General features: G+C 70.0%; 14 protein-coding genes. 12 read left to right on the top strand and 2 right to left on the bottom strand.

The window, feature by feature from the left end; all coding sequences use genetic code 11:
• Positions 1 to 5: 5 nt before the first annotated feature.
• A complete protein-coding gene (locus DA075_RS17000; protein ID WP_099954246.1) occupies positions 6 to 995 on the top strand; it encodes an ABC transporter substrate-binding protein in 990 nt (329 codons plus the stop codon).
• Complete coding sequence (locus DA075_RS16995) at positions 992 to 1759, top strand: SDR family oxidoreductase (protein WP_099954245.1); 768 nt, start codon at positions 992 to 994, stop codon at positions 1757 to 1759. The genes DA075_RS17000 and DA075_RS16995 overlap by 4 nt, the downstream gene beginning before the upstream one ends.
• A 141-nt stretch (positions 1760 to 1900) precedes the next feature.
• Here the strand turns inward: DA075_RS16995 and DA075_RS16990 are convergent, their stop codons facing one another.
• Positions 1901 to 2809, bottom strand: coding sequence for a LysR family transcriptional regulator (locus DA075_RS16990; protein WP_099954244.1), 909 nt, complete (start codon positions 2807 to 2809; stop codon positions 1901 to 1903).
• Between the two features lie 240 nt (positions 2810 to 3049).
• On the opposite strand from DA075_RS16990, the gene benA reads away from it, so the two are divergent.
• From benA to DA075_RS16940, 10 genes are all read left to right on the top strand, one after another.
• Positions 3050 to 4378 (top strand): benzoate 1,2-dioxygenase large subunit, encoded by a 1329-nt coding sequence (gene benA / locus DA075_RS16985; protein ID WP_099954243.1) that lies wholly within the window; start codon positions 3050 to 3052, stop codon positions 4376 to 4378.
• Positions 4379 to 4512: 134 nt separating this feature from the next.
• Positions 4513 to 5004: a benzoate 1,2-dioxygenase small subunit gene (gene benB / locus DA075_RS16980; protein WP_099954242.1), complete on the top strand. Its 492-nt coding sequence runs from the start codon at positions 4513 to 4515 to the stop codon at positions 5002 to 5004.
• Positions 5005 to 5014: 10 nt separating this feature from the next.
• Positions 5015 to 6028 (top strand): benzoate 1,2-dioxygenase electron transfer component BenC, encoded by a 1014-nt coding sequence (gene benC, locus DA075_RS16975; protein WP_099954241.1) that lies wholly within the window; start codon positions 5015 to 5017, stop codon positions 6026 to 6028.
• Positions 6025 to 6819, top strand: a complete 795-nt coding sequence (locus tag DA075_RS16970) for a 1,6-dihydroxycyclohexa-2,4-diene-1-carboxylate dehydrogenase (protein ID WP_099954240.1) — start codon at positions 6025 to 6027, stop codon at positions 6817 to 6819. The genes benC and DA075_RS16970 overlap by 4 nt, the downstream gene beginning before the upstream one ends.
• Positions 6820 to 6851: 32 nt before the next feature.
• The gene (gene catA / locus DA075_RS16965) at positions 6852 to 7787 is read left to right on the top strand and encodes a catechol 1,2-dioxygenase (protein ID WP_099954239.1); all 936 of its coding nucleotides are present in this window, start codon (positions 6852 to 6854) and stop codon (positions 7785 to 7787) included.
• Positions 7788 to 8066: 279 nt separating this feature from the next.
• A complete protein-coding gene (locus DA075_RS16960; RefSeq protein ID WP_099954238.1) occupies positions 8067 to 9236 on the top strand; it encodes a muconate/chloromuconate family cycloisomerase in 1170 nt (389 codons plus the stop codon).
• A 4-nt stretch (positions 9237 to 9240) separates the two neighbouring features.
• Positions 9241 to 9519: a muconolactone Delta-isomerase gene (catC, locus tag DA075_RS16955; protein WP_099954237.1), complete on the top strand. Its 279-nt coding sequence runs from the start codon at positions 9241 to 9243 to the stop codon at positions 9517 to 9519.
• Between the two features lie 291 nt (positions 9520 to 9810).
• Positions 9811 to 11157 carry an MFS transporter gene (locus tag DA075_RS16950; RefSeq protein ID WP_099954236.1) on the top strand — a complete coding sequence of 449 codons (1347 nt, stop codon included), beginning with the start codon at positions 9811 to 9813 and terminating at the stop codon, positions 11155 to 11157.
• A gap of 80 nt (positions 11158 to 11237) precedes the next feature.
• Positions 11238 to 12485: an FAD-dependent monooxygenase gene (locus DA075_RS16945; RefSeq protein WP_099954235.1), complete on the top strand. Its 1248-nt coding sequence runs from the start codon at positions 11238 to 11240 to the stop codon at positions 12483 to 12485.
• A gap of 672 nt (positions 12486 to 13157) precedes the next feature.
• The gene (locus tag DA075_RS16940; RefSeq protein ID WP_099954234.1) at positions 13158 to 13454 is read left to right on the top strand and encodes a hypothetical protein; all 297 of its coding nucleotides are present in this window, start codon (positions 13158 to 13160) and stop codon (positions 13452 to 13454) included.
• A gap of 3 nt (positions 13455 to 13457) precedes the next feature.
• On the opposite strand, the gene DA075_RS16935 is transcribed toward DA075_RS16940, so the two are convergent.
• Complete coding sequence (locus DA075_RS16935; RefSeq protein WP_099954233.1) at positions 13458 to 15185, bottom strand: ABC transporter ATP-binding protein; 1728 nt, start codon at positions 15183 to 15185, stop codon at positions 13458 to 13460.
• Positions 15186 to 15478: the final 293 nt, after the last annotated feature.

The raw sequence follows: 15478 nt of genomic DNA, 5'->3' as shown, positions 1-15478 counted from the left end.
CAAAGATGCGCTCCCTCCGCCTCCTCGTCCTCCTCGCCCTCGCCTGGCTCGTCTCCCCGGCCCTGGCGCAGCCCCTGGAAAAGGTCACCGTCGGCGGCTGGAGCCAGCCGATCAGCGAGATCACCAACCTGCTCGCCGAGCCCGATCACGGGTTGTTCAAGGCCCGCGGCATCGCCCTCGACTACGTGCCGGGCAATGGCGGCGGCTCGGCGATCCAGGCGTTGCTCTCGGGGCAAGCCGACATCGCCTTCACCGACCCGGCCTCGTTCTACCTCGCCCTCGACAAGGGGGCGGACCTGGTGGCGATCTACAACATCTATCCGCAGAACGTGTTCAACGTGGTCTCGCCGAAGGCCCGCGGCATCCGCTCGGTGGCGGACCTCAAGGGCAAGCGCGTCGGCGTCTACAGCCTGGCGAGCGGCACGCGCCAGCACCTGCTCCTGCTGCTCGCCGGCGCCGGGCTGAAGGAGAGTGACGTCACGGTCGAGGTGACCGGCCTCCTCAACTTCGCCCCCCTGATCCAGGGCCAGGTCGACGCGACGGCCGCCACCGATACCGGGCTCCTCGTCGGCCGCGCCAAGGGCCTCGGCGAGGTCGACGTGATCGCGGTGCGCGACCACCTGAACCTCCCGAGCGACATCTTCGTGGTGACCCGCAAGGATTACGAGGCGAAGAAGCCGCTGCTGAAGCGATTCCTCGCCGCCTACCGCGATTCCGCCGCCTGGATGATCGCCAAGCCCGACGAGGCGGCGCGGCTCGCCGTCACGCGGGCGATCAATGGCCGCGACGAGGCGATCAACCGCGAGGTCATCCGCCTGCGCAATGCGTCCAGCGTGTCGCCCACCACCGAGCGCGAAGGCTTGGGCCATTTCGATCCCGCGATCCTCCAGCAGGGCGCCGACCTGTTCCGCAGCCTCGGCCTCGTCACCCGCCCCCTCGACATGGGCCAGGTGGTGAAGAGCGACCTGATTCCGGCGAAGGAGGGCAACCCGTGAGGTTCCGCGACCGCGCGATCCTGGTCACGGGCGCCAGCCGCGGCATCGGCGCGGCGATCGCCACGGCCTTCGCCGCCGAGGGCGGCCTCGTCATCGTCAACTACCGCGAGAACCATGCCGCCGCCGAGGCGGTGGCGGAGCGGTGCCGGGCGCTCGGCGGGCCGGCGCTCACGGTCGCGGCCGACGTGACCGATCCGGCGGCGGTGGCCGGGCTCGCCGCGCGGATCACCGAGGAGGTCGGCCGCCTCGACGCGGTCGTCAACAACGCCTTCGCGCCGTACCGCTTCGACCCCGACCGCCGGGTGCGCTTCCGCGACGTGCCGTGGGACTCCTACCAGCGCCAGTTCGACGGCGCGGTGCGGGCGGCCTACACTGTGATCCAGGCGATGCTTCCGCTGATGACCCGGCGCAGCGGGGCCGCCATCGTCAACCTGGCGAGCGACCTCGTCGCGCGGCCGAGCATCCCCTACCACGACTACACCACCGCCAAGGCGGCCCTCGTCGGCTTCAGCCGCAACCTCGCGGCCGAGCTGGGGCCGATCGGGGTGCGGGTCAATTGCGTGGCGCCGGGGCTGGTCACCCCCACGGAGGCGAGCCGGGACACGCCGGAAGAGGTGCGCGAGGCGCTGATCGCCCAGACGCCCCTGCGCCGCCTCGCGACGCCGGAGGACGTGGCCGGGCCGGTGCTGTTCCTGGCGGGCGAGGAGAGCCGGTTCGTGACCGGGCAGGTGCTGTACGTGGATGGTGGGCTGGTGATGGGGTGAGCCACACCGGCGAGTGCACCCCCGTCGCACATTCTGGAAATGGCGCGGGTCTCCCCTCTCCCCGCCCGCGGGGAGAGGAGAACGCGCAGGACCTACGGACGCTCATCGACAGCCGGATATCAGTCGAAACCCTGCTGACCCTCACACCCCGAACGCCAACCCCTCCCGCTCGTAATCCTCCTTCACGCATTGCAGGATCAACCCGATCTCCGGCGAGGGATCGTTCTTGCGGTAGCTCATGATCACCGGGATCAGCGCCCGCTCCTCGTCGAGAGGCCGGTAGGCGACGCCGTCGCGGCGCAGGCGCTCGATCGAGGCCGGCACCACGCACACCCCCGCCTCCGCCGCCACCAGACCGAGCGCGGTCTGGAGCTCGCGCACCTCGTGGATCACCGGCGGGCGCACGCCGTGCTCGCGAAACAGCGCCAGGATGCGGTCGGCGTTGTTGGGCCGGGCGCTCTTCGGATAGAGGATCAGCGCCGAATCGGCGAGGTCGGCCATCTTCAAGGGGCCCGCCGGGCGCGCGGCGTCCCAGGCCATCGGCACCGCGACGATCAGCGTCTCGTTGCGCAGGAGCACCCGGGTGATCGCCGGGTCCTCGATCTCGACCCGGCCGAAGCCGACATCGATCCGCCCCTCCTTCAAGGCCGCGATCTGCTCCAGGGTGAGCAGTTCGAGGAGCGTCATGTCGACGTCCGGGCGCTTCAGCCGGTAGCCGCGCAGGATCTCCGGCAGCCGGCCGTAGAGCGTCGAGGCGACGAAGCCGATGCGGAAGCTGTTGCGCTCGGCGACGCGCAGGCGGCGGCCGGTCTCGCGCAGGTCGTCGACGCGCTCCAGGATCTGCAAGGCCTGCTCGTAGATCACCCGGCCCGGCTCGGTCAGCCGCACCGGCCGCGAGCCGCGCTCGATCAGCGCCAGGCCGAACTCCTCCTCGAATTGCTGCACCTGCTTGCTGAGCGCCGGCTGGGCGACGTGCATCAGGTCGGCCGCGCGGGTGAAGCTCTGCTCACGCGCGACGGCCACGAAGTAGCGCAGGTGGCGCAGCTCCAATCATTCCTCCCAGGAATGGTTTTGTTCCCAATCGGTCTTGGACCTCGGTATGCCCGTTCCTTAGAACTGAAAAAAGAGGAAACGCTCAGGGCGCGAGCGGGGCTCGGGACGGGACAGTCCAGGAAGAGCACCCTGCCACCCTGTGTGAAGACGAGAGAGAGATCCGAGCCGGCCGCGCAGCACGTGGACCGGCAACGACCTCCTTCGTCCCGGAACAGCCGGACAGGCAGGGAGAACGTCATGCTGGACGATCTGCATCAGGTGGTCGAGGGCGCGGTCGAGGAGAACCCCGAGACCGGCACCTATCGCTGCCGGCGGGACATCTTCACCGATCCCGACATCTTTGAGCTGGAGATGCAGCACATCTTCGAGGGCAACTGGATCTACATGGCCCACGAGAGCCAGATCCCGAACCCGAACGACTACTTCACCACCTTCATGGGCCGCCAGCCGGTGGTGATCACCCGCAACCGCAAGGGCGAGTTGCAGGCCTTCGTCAATGCCTGCAGCCACCGCGGCGCGATGGTGTGCCGGCACAAGCGCGGCAACAAGGCGACCTTCACCTGCCCGTTCCACGGCTGGACCTTCAGCAACGGCGGCAAGCTCCTGAAGGTGAAGGATCCGGAGGGCGCCGGCTACCCCGAGAGCTTCAACCGCGACGGCTCGCACGACCTGACCAAGGTGGCCCGCTTCGAGAACTATCGCGGCTTCCTGTTCGGCAGCCTGAACCCCGACGTGAAGCCGCTGACCGAGCATCTCGGCGAGGCGACGCGGATCATCGACATGATCGTCGACCAGTCGCCGGACGGGCTGGAAGTCCTGCGCGGCTCCTCGACCTACGTCTATGACGGCAACTGGAAGCTCCAGACCGAGAACGGCGCCGACGGCTACCACGTCAGCGCGACGCACTGGAACTACGCCGCCACGACCAGCCGGCGCAAGGAATCGCACGTCGTCGACAAGACCCGCGCCATGGATGCGGGCGGCTGGGCCAAGCAGGGCGGCGGGTTCTACTCGTTCGAGCACGGCCACCTGCTTCTCTGGACCACCTGGTCGAACCCGGAGGACCGGCCGAACTGGGATCGCCGCGGGGAGCTGGCGGACCAGCACGGGCAGGCGATGGCGGACTGGATGATCAGCCGCTCGCGCAATCTCTGCCTCTACCCGAACGTCTATCTGATGGACCAGTTCTCGTCGCAGATCCGGACCTACCGGCCGATCGCCGTCGATAAGACCGAGGTGACGATCTACTGCATCGCGCCGAAGGGCGAGACGCCCGACGCCCGGGCCCGGCGCATCCGCCAGTACGAGGACTTCTTCAACGCCAGCGGCATGGCGACCCCGGACGACCTGGAAGAATTTCGCGCCTGCCAGATCGGCTATCGCGGCCGTGCGGCGCAGTGGAACGACCTCTGCCGCGGCGCCAAGCACTGGATCGAGGGGGCGGACGAGGGCGCGAAGGCGATCGGGCTGAAACCGCTCCTGAGCGGGGTCAAGACCGAGGACGAGGGCCTTTTCGCGATCCAGCACCGCTACTGGATGGACACGATGCGGCGGCACCTGCCGTAGGGCACCGCTTCTCACCCCTCCCCCGCAGGGGGGGAGGGATCGGGAGCCGGCCCCACCAATCACACCGAAACACCGACGGCGCCGCCCCCTCCCGGGACGCCGAGCGCCCCCGCACGCCCTCAAGGAGCCCTCCGATGCCCCTCACCCTGGAGCAGGTTCAGCAATTCCTCTACCGCGAGGCCCGCTTCCTCGACGACCGCGACTTCGACGCCTGGCTCGCGCTCTACGCACCCGACGTCGAGTTCTGGATGCCGTCCTGGGACGACGACGACCAGCTCGTCACCGACCCGCAGCGCGATGTCTCGCTGATCTACTACGACAGCCGCTGCGGCCTGGAGGACCGGGTGTTCCGCATCCGGACCGAGCGCTCCAGCGCCACCAGCCTGCCGGAGCCGCGCACCTCGCACAACATCTCGAACGTCGAGATTCTGGAGCAGGACGACACCAGGTGTAAGCTCCGCTTCAACTGGCTCACCTTCAACTACCGCTACAAGACGGTCGACACCCATTTCGGCACGTCGTTCTACACCCTCGACACCAGCGGCGGGACGCCGCTGATCAAGAACAAGAAAGTCGTCCTCAAGAACGACTACATCCACCACGTCATCGACGTCTATCACATCTAGGGAGGGCGCCATGAACACTATCGCGCTCAATTTCGAGGACGGAGTCACCCGCTTCATCGCCTGCCGCCCCGGCGAGACGGTGGCCGACGCCTCCTATCGCCTCGGCATCAACATCCCGCTCGATTGCCGGGACGGCGCCTGCGGCACCTGCCGGGTCCGGTGCGAATCCGGCCGGTTCGATCCGGGCAGCTACATCGAGGACGCGCTGACCGACGAGGAGGCGGCGGAAGGTTACGGCCTCGCCTGCCAGATGCGGCCGCAGACCGACCTGGTGCTGGCCGTCGCCGCTTCCTCCGAGGTCTGCAAGACGAAGGCCGCCGCCCTCAAGGGCACGGTCGCGGCGGTCCGGCGGCTCTCCGACACCACCTTCGGGCTTGAGCTCGAGACCGAGGAGCCGGTCGGTTTCCTGCCGGGGCAGTACGTCAACATCGCGGTACCGGGGAGCGGCCTCGCGCGGTCCTACTCGTTCAGCTCGGTCCCGGGCAGTGCCAAAGCCGAGTTCCTGATCCGCAACATCCCGGGCGGGCTGATGAGCACCTTCCTGGCGCAAGGAGCGCGGGAGGGCGACACCCTCGACCTGACCGGGCCGTCCGGCAGCTTCTACCTGCGCGAGATCCGCCGCCCGGTGCTGATGCTCGCCGGCGGCACCGGCCTGGCGCCGTTCCTGTCGATGCTGGGCAAGATCGGCGAGACTGGCGCCGACCAGCCGATCCACCTCGTCTACGGCGTCACGCACGACGCCGACCTCGTCGAGACCGACGCGCTCGAAGAGGCGGCGGCGAAGATCCCGGGCTTCAGCTTCGAGACCTGCGTCGCCTCGCCCGAGAGCCGGCACGCGAGGAAGGGCTACGTCACCGCGCATCTGGCCGATGCGCACCTGCATGGCGGCGACATCGACACCTATCTGTGCGGCCCACCCGCGATGGTCGACGCGGTCCGCAAGACCTTCGCCGAGCGGGGCCTGAACCCGGCGAGCTTCCACTACGAGAAATTCGCGGCGAGCGGCGTCGGGGGTGGGGCATGACCGGCTTCGTCTCGCCCGGCCGCTTCGCCGCCAAGGTCGCGGTGGTGACCGGCGCCGCACAAGGGATCGGCCGCGAGGTCGCCCTGCGGCTCGCCCGCGAGGGCGCCGCCCTCCTCCTCACCGACCGCTCGGCGATCGTCGAGGAGATTGCGGCCGAGGCCCGCGATCTCGGCGCGAAGGCCGGGGTGCAGCTCGCCGACGTCGAGACGTTCGAGGGCTGCGAAGCCGTGATGACGGCAGCGGCGGCGCGGTTCGGCCGGCTCGACGTGCTGGTCAACAATGTCGGCGGCTCGATCTGGTTCAAGCCCTACGCGCATTACGCCCCGCACGAGGTCGAGGCCGAGATCCGGCGCTCGCTGTTCCCGACCCTGTGGTGCTGCCGGGCGGCCCTGCCGCACATGCTGGCGAACGGGAGCGGCAGCATCGTCAACGTGTCGTCGGTGGCGACGCGGGGCGTCAACCGCGTTCCTTACGCCGCCGCCAAGGGCGGGGTGAACGCCATCACCGCCTGCCTCGCCTTCGAATACGCCGAGCACGGCATCCGGGTGAACGCGGTGGCCCCCGGCGGCACCGAGGCGCCGCCCCGGCGCATCGCCCGCAACCCGGCCGCGCCGAGCGACCAGGAGCAGGCCTGGATCGCCGAGGTGGTGGCCCAGACCAAGGCGTCGAGCCTGATGCACCGCTACGGCACCGCCGCCGAGCAGGCCGCCGCGATCCTGTTCCTCGCCTCCGACGAGGCCTCCTACGTCACCGGCGTCACCCTGCCGGTGGCCGGCGGCGACCTCGGATAATCTTTCACCTAACCACAAAAGAGGAAACGCTGATGACCACCCAGTCTCCGATCACCGATTCCGCCGAGGCTCAAGCTCTGTTCGACAAGGTCGCGGGCCTCTCGACCGAGACCGGCAACCCGCGCATCAAGCAGATCGTGCGCCGCGTCGTCGAGGATGCCTGCCGGATCGTCGAGGATCTCGATGTGACCCCGAGCGAGTTCTGGACCGCGATGAGCTACCTGACCGAGACCGGCCAGAAGAACGAGTTCGGCCTGCTGATGCCGGGGCTGGGCATCGAGCACTTCATCGACCTGTGCATCGACGCCAAGGAGCGGGCAGCCGGGATCGAGGGCGGCACGCCGCGCACCATCGAGGGCCCGCTCTACGTCGCCGGCGCGCCGCTGGCGAAGGGCCAGGCGCGCCTCGACGACGACCCGGAGGACGGCGAGGTGCTGATCGTCGAGGGTCAGGTGACGGGCAAGGACGGCGCGCCGGTGGCAGGCGCCATCGTGGATGTCTGGCACGCCAACACGCTCGGCAACTACTCGGTCTTCGATCGGAGCCAGAGCACCTGGAACCTGCGCCGGCGCATCGAGACCGATGCCGAGGGCCGCTACCGCTTCCGCAGCATCCTGCCGAAGGGCTATGGCTGCCCGCCGCACGGCCAGACCCAGAAGCTGCTGGACCAGCTCGGCCGCCACGGCCAGCGCCCGGCCCATATCCACTTCTTCGTCTCCGGCCCCGGCCACCGGCATCTGACGACGCAGATCAACCTCTCGGACGACCCCTACCTGCACGACGACTTCGCCTTCGCCACCCGCGACGGCCTGATCGCCGAGGTGGTGCGGGTCACCGACCCGGCGGCCGTGACGGCGGCAGGCTTGGACGCGCCGTTCTCGGCCATCCGCTTCGACTTCGCGCTCAACCCGGAGGTAGCGCATGCGCCCGATCCGGTGGTGGTGCGCCCGCACGCCGAAGCCGCCTGAGGCGCGACGCCAAAAACCCTCCCCCCCCTCTGCGGGGGAGGATGGCCCCCGCGTCAGCGGGGGTTCGGGAGAGGGGACGCCGCTTCCGGAGAGGTCGCGCGCTTCATGACGGGCGACACATCCTGAAGCGTCGCGTTCCCCTCTCCCACCCGGCGCACGAGTGCCTCGCACTCGCAGCCGGGCACCCTCCCCCGCGGAGGGGGGAGGGTTGGGACTGCGCCACAGGCGCCATCCGATCGCCCGTCTCCCGCCTTGTCCCCCCACATCCCCGAGACCCCCATGCTCGCCAAGAACCAGCTCCACGACGCCGTGCATCAGGCTCCCGCCCGAGACCTCGCGGTCGCCGAGATCCGCACCACGATCGTCGACGTGCCCACCGTCCGGAAGCACAAGCTCTCCCAGACCTCCGTCACCGCGCAGAGCTACGTCATCGTCCAGCTCCGTCTCGCCAACGGCGTCGAGGGCATCGGCGAGGCCGCGACCCTCGGCGGGCCGCGCTGGAGCGAGGAGAGCGTCGAGGGCATCAAGGCCACCATCGACGCCTACCTCGCCCCCGCCCTGATCGGACAGCCGGCCGACCGCTTCGTCACCGCCGGCGAGCGCCTCGACGCCGCGGCCAAGCGCAACAACGCCGCCAAGGCGGCGCTGGAGACCGCCCTGTTCGACGCGGTGGGGAGAAGCCTGGGCCTGCCGGTCGCCGCACTCCTGGGCGGTGCGGTGCGCACCAGCTTCCCGGTCCTGTGGACGCTCGCCTCCGGCGACCCCGACCAGGAGATCGCCGAGGCCGAAGCCAAGCTCGCGGCGCGGCTCCACCGCACCTTCAAGATCAAGATCGGCGCGCTCTCCCCCGAGGCCGACCTCGCGCGGCTCGCCCGCCTCTCGAAGGCGCTCGTCGACCGCGCGGCGCTCATCGTCGACGCCAACCAGGCCTGGGACGAGACCACCGCCCGCCGCTGCCTGCCGCGCCTCGCCGATCTCGGCATCGCCCTCGTCGAGCAGCCGCTGCCGGCATGGAACATCGCCGGGATGGGCCGCCTGCGGGCGCGCGACGGCGTGCCGCCGCTGCTCGCCGACGAATGCGTGTTCACGCCCCACGACATGATGGGCGTCGCACAAGCCGCCGCGGCGGACGCGGTCTCGCTGAAGCTCGTCAAGCATGGCGGCCTCGTGTCCTTGCGCAAGGTCGCGGCGGTGGCCGAGGCCGCCGGGATCGGACTCTACGGCGGCTGCCTCTTGGAGAGCTCGGTCGGCGCCGCGGCCCATCTCCACGCCTTCGCGGGCCTGCGCGAGCTGACCTGGGGCTGCGAGCATTTCGGGCCGCAGATCCTCACCGGCGACCTCGTCGCCGAGCCGCTGGCCTTCCACGACTTCGCGGTGCACCTGCCCGAGGGCCCCGGCCTCGGCGTGACCCTCGATCCCGACAAGCTGCGCCACTACGCCCGGAGCTGATCCCATGCTGTACTGCGTCGAGATGGACGTCGCGATCCCGCACGGCCTCGACCCCGACACGATCGCCAGGCTGAAGGCCGACGAGAAGGCCCGCGCCCAGGATCTCCAGCGCCAGGGCAAGTGGCGCCACCTGTGGCGTGTGGCCGGACGCTACGCCAATGTCAGCATCTTCGACGTCGAGAGCCACGACGAATTGCACGACATCCTGTCCGGCCTGCCGCTCTTCCCGTTCATGACGATGCGCGTGACCCCGCTCGCGCGCCACCCCTCGGCGATCGACTGAAGGGATGCGGGCGGGGATTCGATCAACCTCGCCACTCCCACCCTCCGCGTCATCCCGGGGCTCGGCGAAGCCGAGAACCCGGGATCCATAACCGCCGAGGTCTGAGAACGAAGCGGATCGCGTTCCGTCTGATCCTGGAACGTCAGCGGTCATGGATCCCGGGTTCCGCTGCGCGGTCCCGGGATGACGATGGCGGGAATGATTTCCGTCGGTCATTCCGACGGAGCCCGACGCCGCCCGGCGCAAGATCAAGAAAAACCTAAACAAATCCTTCAGGAGGAAACCCGACCCATGCCCATATCACGCAGCATCGACGTCCAGGACGTCATCAACCGCCACGGGGTCTCCCGCTTCCAGATGCGGATCGTGCTCCTGTGCTTCCTCGTCGTCGCCATCGACGGGTTCGACACCGCGGCGATCGGCTACATCGCCCCGGCGCTCCGGGCCCAGTGGGGGGTGACCCAGGCCCAGCTCGCGCCGCTGTTCGGCGCCGGGCTGTTCGGCCTGATGATCGGCGCGTTCCTGTTCGGGCCGCTGGCCGACCGGGTCGGCCGCAAGGCGGTGCTGATCGCCACCACGGCCTTCTTCGGGCTCGCCAGCCTCGCCTCGGCCTGGTCGACCTCGATCGAGATGCTGACGGTCCTGCGCTTCGTCACTGGCTTAGGCCTCGGCGGCGCGATGCCGAACGCCATCACGCTGACCTCGGAATATTGCCCCGAGCACCGCCGCTCGTTCCTCACCATGGCGATGTTCTGCGGCTTCACCGTCGGCTCGGCGCTCGGCGGCTTCGCGGCGGCGCACCTGATCGCCGATCACGGCTGGGCCTCGGTGCTGGTGATCGGCGGCGTGCTGCCGGTCGCGCTGGTGCCGGCGCTGGCCCTCGGCCTGCCGGAATCGGCGCGCTTCCTCGTGCTCAAGCAGGCCCCGGCGGAGCAGGTCGCCCGGCTCCTCCGCCGCATCGCCCCGACTGAAGACCTCTCCGGCGTCACCTTCACGGGCATCGCCAAGCCCAAGGGCTCGCCGATCGGCCAGCTGTTCCAGCCCGGCCTCGTCGCCGGCACGCTGTGCCTGTGGGTGACGTTCTTCATGAGCCTGCTGATCTTCTACCTGCTGTCGAGCTGGCTCCCCACCATCATCAGCAGCGCCGGGCTGTCGCTCAAGGAAGCCTCGCTGGTCACCGTCATGCTCGCCACCGGCGGCACCGTCGGCGGGCTGGTCCTCGGCGCGCTGATGGACCGGATGAACCCGCATGCGGTGCTGGGCCTGTCCTACCTCGCGGCCGCCGGCTTCGTGGCGCTGATCGGCAGCGCGACCGGCTCGGTGCCGCTCCTGGTGGCGGCGGTGTTCGGCGCCGGATTCTGCGTCGCCGGCTCGCAGATCGGCATCAACGCCCTCTCGGCGAGCACCTACCCGACCGCGAACCGGGCGACCGGCGTCGCCTGGGCCAACGCGGTCGGCCGGATCGGCTCGGTGGTCGGCTCGATGATCGGCGCCTCGCTGATCGGCCTCGGCTACGGCCTGCCGGCCACCTTCGGCATCGTTGCCCTGCCGGCGCTGATCGCGGCGGGCAGCATCCTGCTCAAGGGCCGGCTCGGCACCCCGGCGGCGCGCCTCGCCCCGGCACTGCAGAGCCCCTGACGCTCCCACCTCCCCCGCGCGAGGCGCCGTCGCCCCGCGCGGGGGCCATCGAATCCGCGAGTTGTCCAGGGAGATCCGCCATGACGCCGACATCCTCCGCCTCCCGCGCCCCGCTGCGCATCGCCGTGATCGGCGGCGGCATCGGCGGGCTGACCCTGGCGCTCGCCCTGCGCCGCCACGGCCTCGCCGCCGCCGTCTACGAGCAGGCGGCGGAACTCGCCGAGATCGGCGCCGCCGTGGCGCTGTCGGCCAACGCCACCCGCGAATTCGAACGGCTCGGCCTCGGACCGGCGCTCGCCGCCGTCTCGACCGAGCCGACCGAGCTGATCTTTCGCGATGGGCGCAGCGGCGCCCGGGTCGCCGCTTTCCCGGTCCGCGACGGCGGCGCCTACCGGGCGCGGTTCGGGGCGCCGTATGGCGGCGTGCACCGGGCCGACCTGCAGAAGGTGTTGAGCGGCGCACTCGCCGGCGCGGGCCTGCATCTCGGCCACCGCCTGACCGCGATCGAGCAGAACGGGGACGTGATGGCGCTCACCTTCGCCAACGGCACCGAGGTCGAGGCCGACCTCGTGATCGGCGGCGACGGCGTGCGCTCCGCCGTGCGGCGCTGGATCACCGGCGGCGAGGCGGTGCGCTATTCCGGCACCAGCGCCTTCCGGGGCGTGGTGCCGATGCACCTCCTGCCGTCGCTCCCCGACCGCCAGGCGATCCAGTTCTGGATGGGGCCGGACGCGCACCTGCTGCACTACGCCATCGGCGGCGAGGCGGATTCCGTAAATTTCTTCGCCGTCGTCGAGGGACCCGAGACCTGGACCTCCGACCGCTGGCTCGCCGGCATCGCGGGGGCCGAGCACCGCGCGGGCTTCGCCGGCTGGCATCCGGCGGTGATCGAGATGCTGGACGCCCTGCCCCAGACCCAGCGCTGGGGCCTGTTCGTCACCGATCCCCTGAGGCGCTGGCACCGGGGCCGGGCGGTGCTGATGGGCGACAGCGCCCACGCCATGCTGCCCCATCACGGCCAGGGCGCCAACACCACGATCGAGGACGCCGTGACCCTGGCCGAGTTGCTGGCCGCGGGCGGCGCGCGCGACCTCGATCGCATGATGCGGCGCTACCAGGCCTTGCGGCAGGCGCGCACCCGCACGATCCAGCGCAGCGCCTGGGCGACGAACCGCCTCCTGCACCTGCCCGACGCGGCCGGTCCCGCGGCCCTGGCGCGGCGCAACGCCCGGATGGCCCGCTTCCCCGAGGATTTCGGCTGGATCCACGCCTTCGACGCACGGGCCACCGTTCTGGAGGCCATCGCCGGCGAGGCGAGAGCCGCCTGATCCCTCGCCGATCACGGCTCCCTGTCGGCCGCGGGTACCGGGCCCCCGGACGGGAGACGCCCCGCCCGCGGATCTCCGCCACGCGGTCGCGTCGGGCCCTCCTCGTCGCGGGCGATGGCGAGCCCGATGCCGCTCGCGGGAGCAGGTCACCGCGATCACCGGCTCGGGGCGGATTGGGAGCCGGAGGTGGGCATGGCGCCCCACGACACGGAGCGAGGGTTCGCGCCGCCTCGCGGATCCGCACGTCCGTCGCCGCCCACCTTGACCGGATCAGGAAAATAGTCTTCAATGGTACCAGTTTAGCTTGCATTAAGCAGGACGACCGCATCGAATCGGCGCGGCGTGCGACCGGCTGTGCGGGTCGACCGTCAAGGCGAACGTCTCCGTGCCAGAATCGAGATGGGGATCGGTCGGTGGTGCGGCGCTTTGGTCTATCTCCGTGAGCATTCGTCAATGCCGAGATGAGCCGGAGCCTTGCAGGTCGGATGAGAGCGTGAGCGGACTTGCGTCGCGAGGGCTGGCGGCGTCCGGAACTCTACGCCATCCGCCCCGAGGCGGGCTGTCTCAGTGATGCGTCGGGCGGCAAACTCTTCGGGCGCGCGCATTACGCCAGACGGACTAGGCTTTAAGTCCGAATGTTTCTAACATAAATCAAGTACTACCTCTGCGCGTATGATCCTGACATACGACACGACGACGGCCGCCAAGGGTCGTCCCCCCACCCCTCCCCGCGCCGCGGAACTGCTCGCGCATGTCCTGCGCGACCTCGCCCTGTCCTACGAGGCGGAGTGTCCGGGCGGCTTCGCGCGTTTCCGGCAGTCGCTGTCGGTCGAGTCGCTCGCGGTCATCGCCCGCTTCACCGGCTCGGCGTCGAGCGACGAGGCGGCGCTCACCCTGGCGCGCCAGGTCCACGAGACGCTGCTCGACGTCGAGGAGGACGTCTGGGCGCTCCACACGGCCGCGCACTGAACCCTACTCCGCCGCGACGACCCCGCTCTGCGCCGCGTGCAGGCGCCGGTAGGCGCCGTTCGCCGCCACCAGGGCATCGTGCGAGCCCTGTTCCAGGATGCGCCCGTTCGACACCACGGCGATGCGGTCGGCATGCCGGATGGTGGCGAGGCGGTGGGCGATGACGAGCGTCGTGCGCCCTTCCGTCAATTCGGAGAGGGCCTGCTGGATCTCGCGCTCGGTCTCGGTATCCAGCGCCGAGGTCGCCTCGTCGAGGATCAGGACCGGCGGATTCTTCAAGAACACCCGGGCGATCGACAGGCGCTGCTTCTGGCCGCCGGAGAGCTTGACGCCGCGCTCGCCCACCACCGTGTCGAGGCCGTCGGGCAGCATCGCGATCAGCGCGTCGAGCCGGGCGCGCCGCGCCGCCTCGCGGATCTCCGCCTCGCTCGCGTCGAGCCGGCCATAGGCGATGTTCTCGCGGATCGTGCCGGCGAACAGGAAGACGTCCTGCTGCACGATGCCGATCTGGCTGCGCAGGGACGCCAGGGTCAGGTCGCGGATGTCGTGCCCGTCGATGCTGATGCGCCCGGCCTCGACGTCGTAGAAGCGCGGCACCAGGGAGCACAGGGTGGTCTTGCCGGCGCCCGAGGGCCCGACGAAGGCCACGGTCTCGCCGCTGCCGATCGCGAGGTCGACCCCCTCGAGCACCGGCCTGCCGTCGCCGTAGCCGAAACGCACGCCCTCGAACCGGATCTCGCCCCGGAAGGGCGGCGCGGGACGCGCGCCCGGCCGGTCGACGATGTCGGGGGTGGTGGCGAGGAGCGCCATATAGCGGCGGAAGCCCGCGATCCCTTTCGGGTAGGTCTCGACCACCGCGCTGATCTTCTCCAGCGGCCGGTAGAACACCCCGACGAGGAGCAGGAAGCCGACGAAGCCGCCGGGGCTGAGATCGCCCCGCACCACGAAGGCGGCGCCGCCGAGCAGCACCACGATCTGGACGAGGCGCATGCCGAGATAGTTGAGCGACAGGCTCGCCGCCATGATCCGGTAGGCCTCGAGTTTGGTGGCGCGGTAGCGCTCGTTGTCGGCCGCGAAGAGACGCCGCTCATGGGCCTCGTTGGCGAAGGCCTTCACCACCCGGATGCCGCCGACATTCTCCTCGATGCGGGCGTTGAAGGCGCCGACGCGTCCGTACTGCGCCTGCCAGTTGCGCGTCATGCGGCCGCCATAGCGCACGGTGACGAAGGCGATGACCGGCAGGATCGCGGCGGTCATCAGCGCGAGCGGCGGGTGGACGAGGAGCATCAGCCCGAAGGCGCCGAGAAGCGTCATCACGGCGATGAACAGGTCCTCGGGCCCGTGATGGGCGACCTCGCCGATCTCCTCCAGGTCCTTCGTCACCCGGGCGACGAGATGGCCGGTCTTCTGGTTGTCGAAGAAGCGGAACGACAGCGTCTGCAGGTGGTCGAAGGCGCGGGCCCGCATCATGGTCTCGATGTTGATGCCGAGCACGTGGCCCCAATAGGTCACCACCACCATCAGCCCCGCATTGGCGACGTAGAGCGCCGCGAGCCCCACGGCCGCGAGCAGGATCAGGCTCCAGTCCTGCCGCGGCAGCAGCACGTCGACGAAGGCCTTCACCGCCATCGGGAAGCCGAGCTCGAGCAGGCCCGACAGGATGGCGCAGCCGAAATCGACGAGGAACAGGGCCCGGTGCGGCCGGTAATAGGCGAGGAAGGCCTTGAGCATGTCGATCCGGCGGGGGTGAGGCGCAGCCGGGGCGGCGCGCGGGGTCCTGATACGCGGGAAACCGCGGGCGCGACAAGATCGTGGCGCGTGCCAAAGGGCCGCTCCGGACGGGAGAATCGGGTTGCGAAAAAGATAGGGTGTGTTGGGGGAGGTGGCGGCGCTGTCGCCGAACCTACCTCTGCATGATTCTAAATCAAACGCGTCGCAGGCTTCCGGGCATGGATGAGAGCGGCAGGCGGAATTCTACTTGCAGATAGTCATGGACAGATAGTCATCGCCAGATGGTCATGGGC

This window comes from Methylobacterium currus (assembly GCF_003058325.1).
GTDB lineage: Bacteria > Pseudomonadota > Alphaproteobacteria > Rhizobiales > Beijerinckiaceae > Methylobacterium > Methylobacterium currus.
The sequence above is the reverse complement of the archived record's forward strand: the minus strand, read 5'-3'. Positions and strand labels throughout refer to the sequence as shown.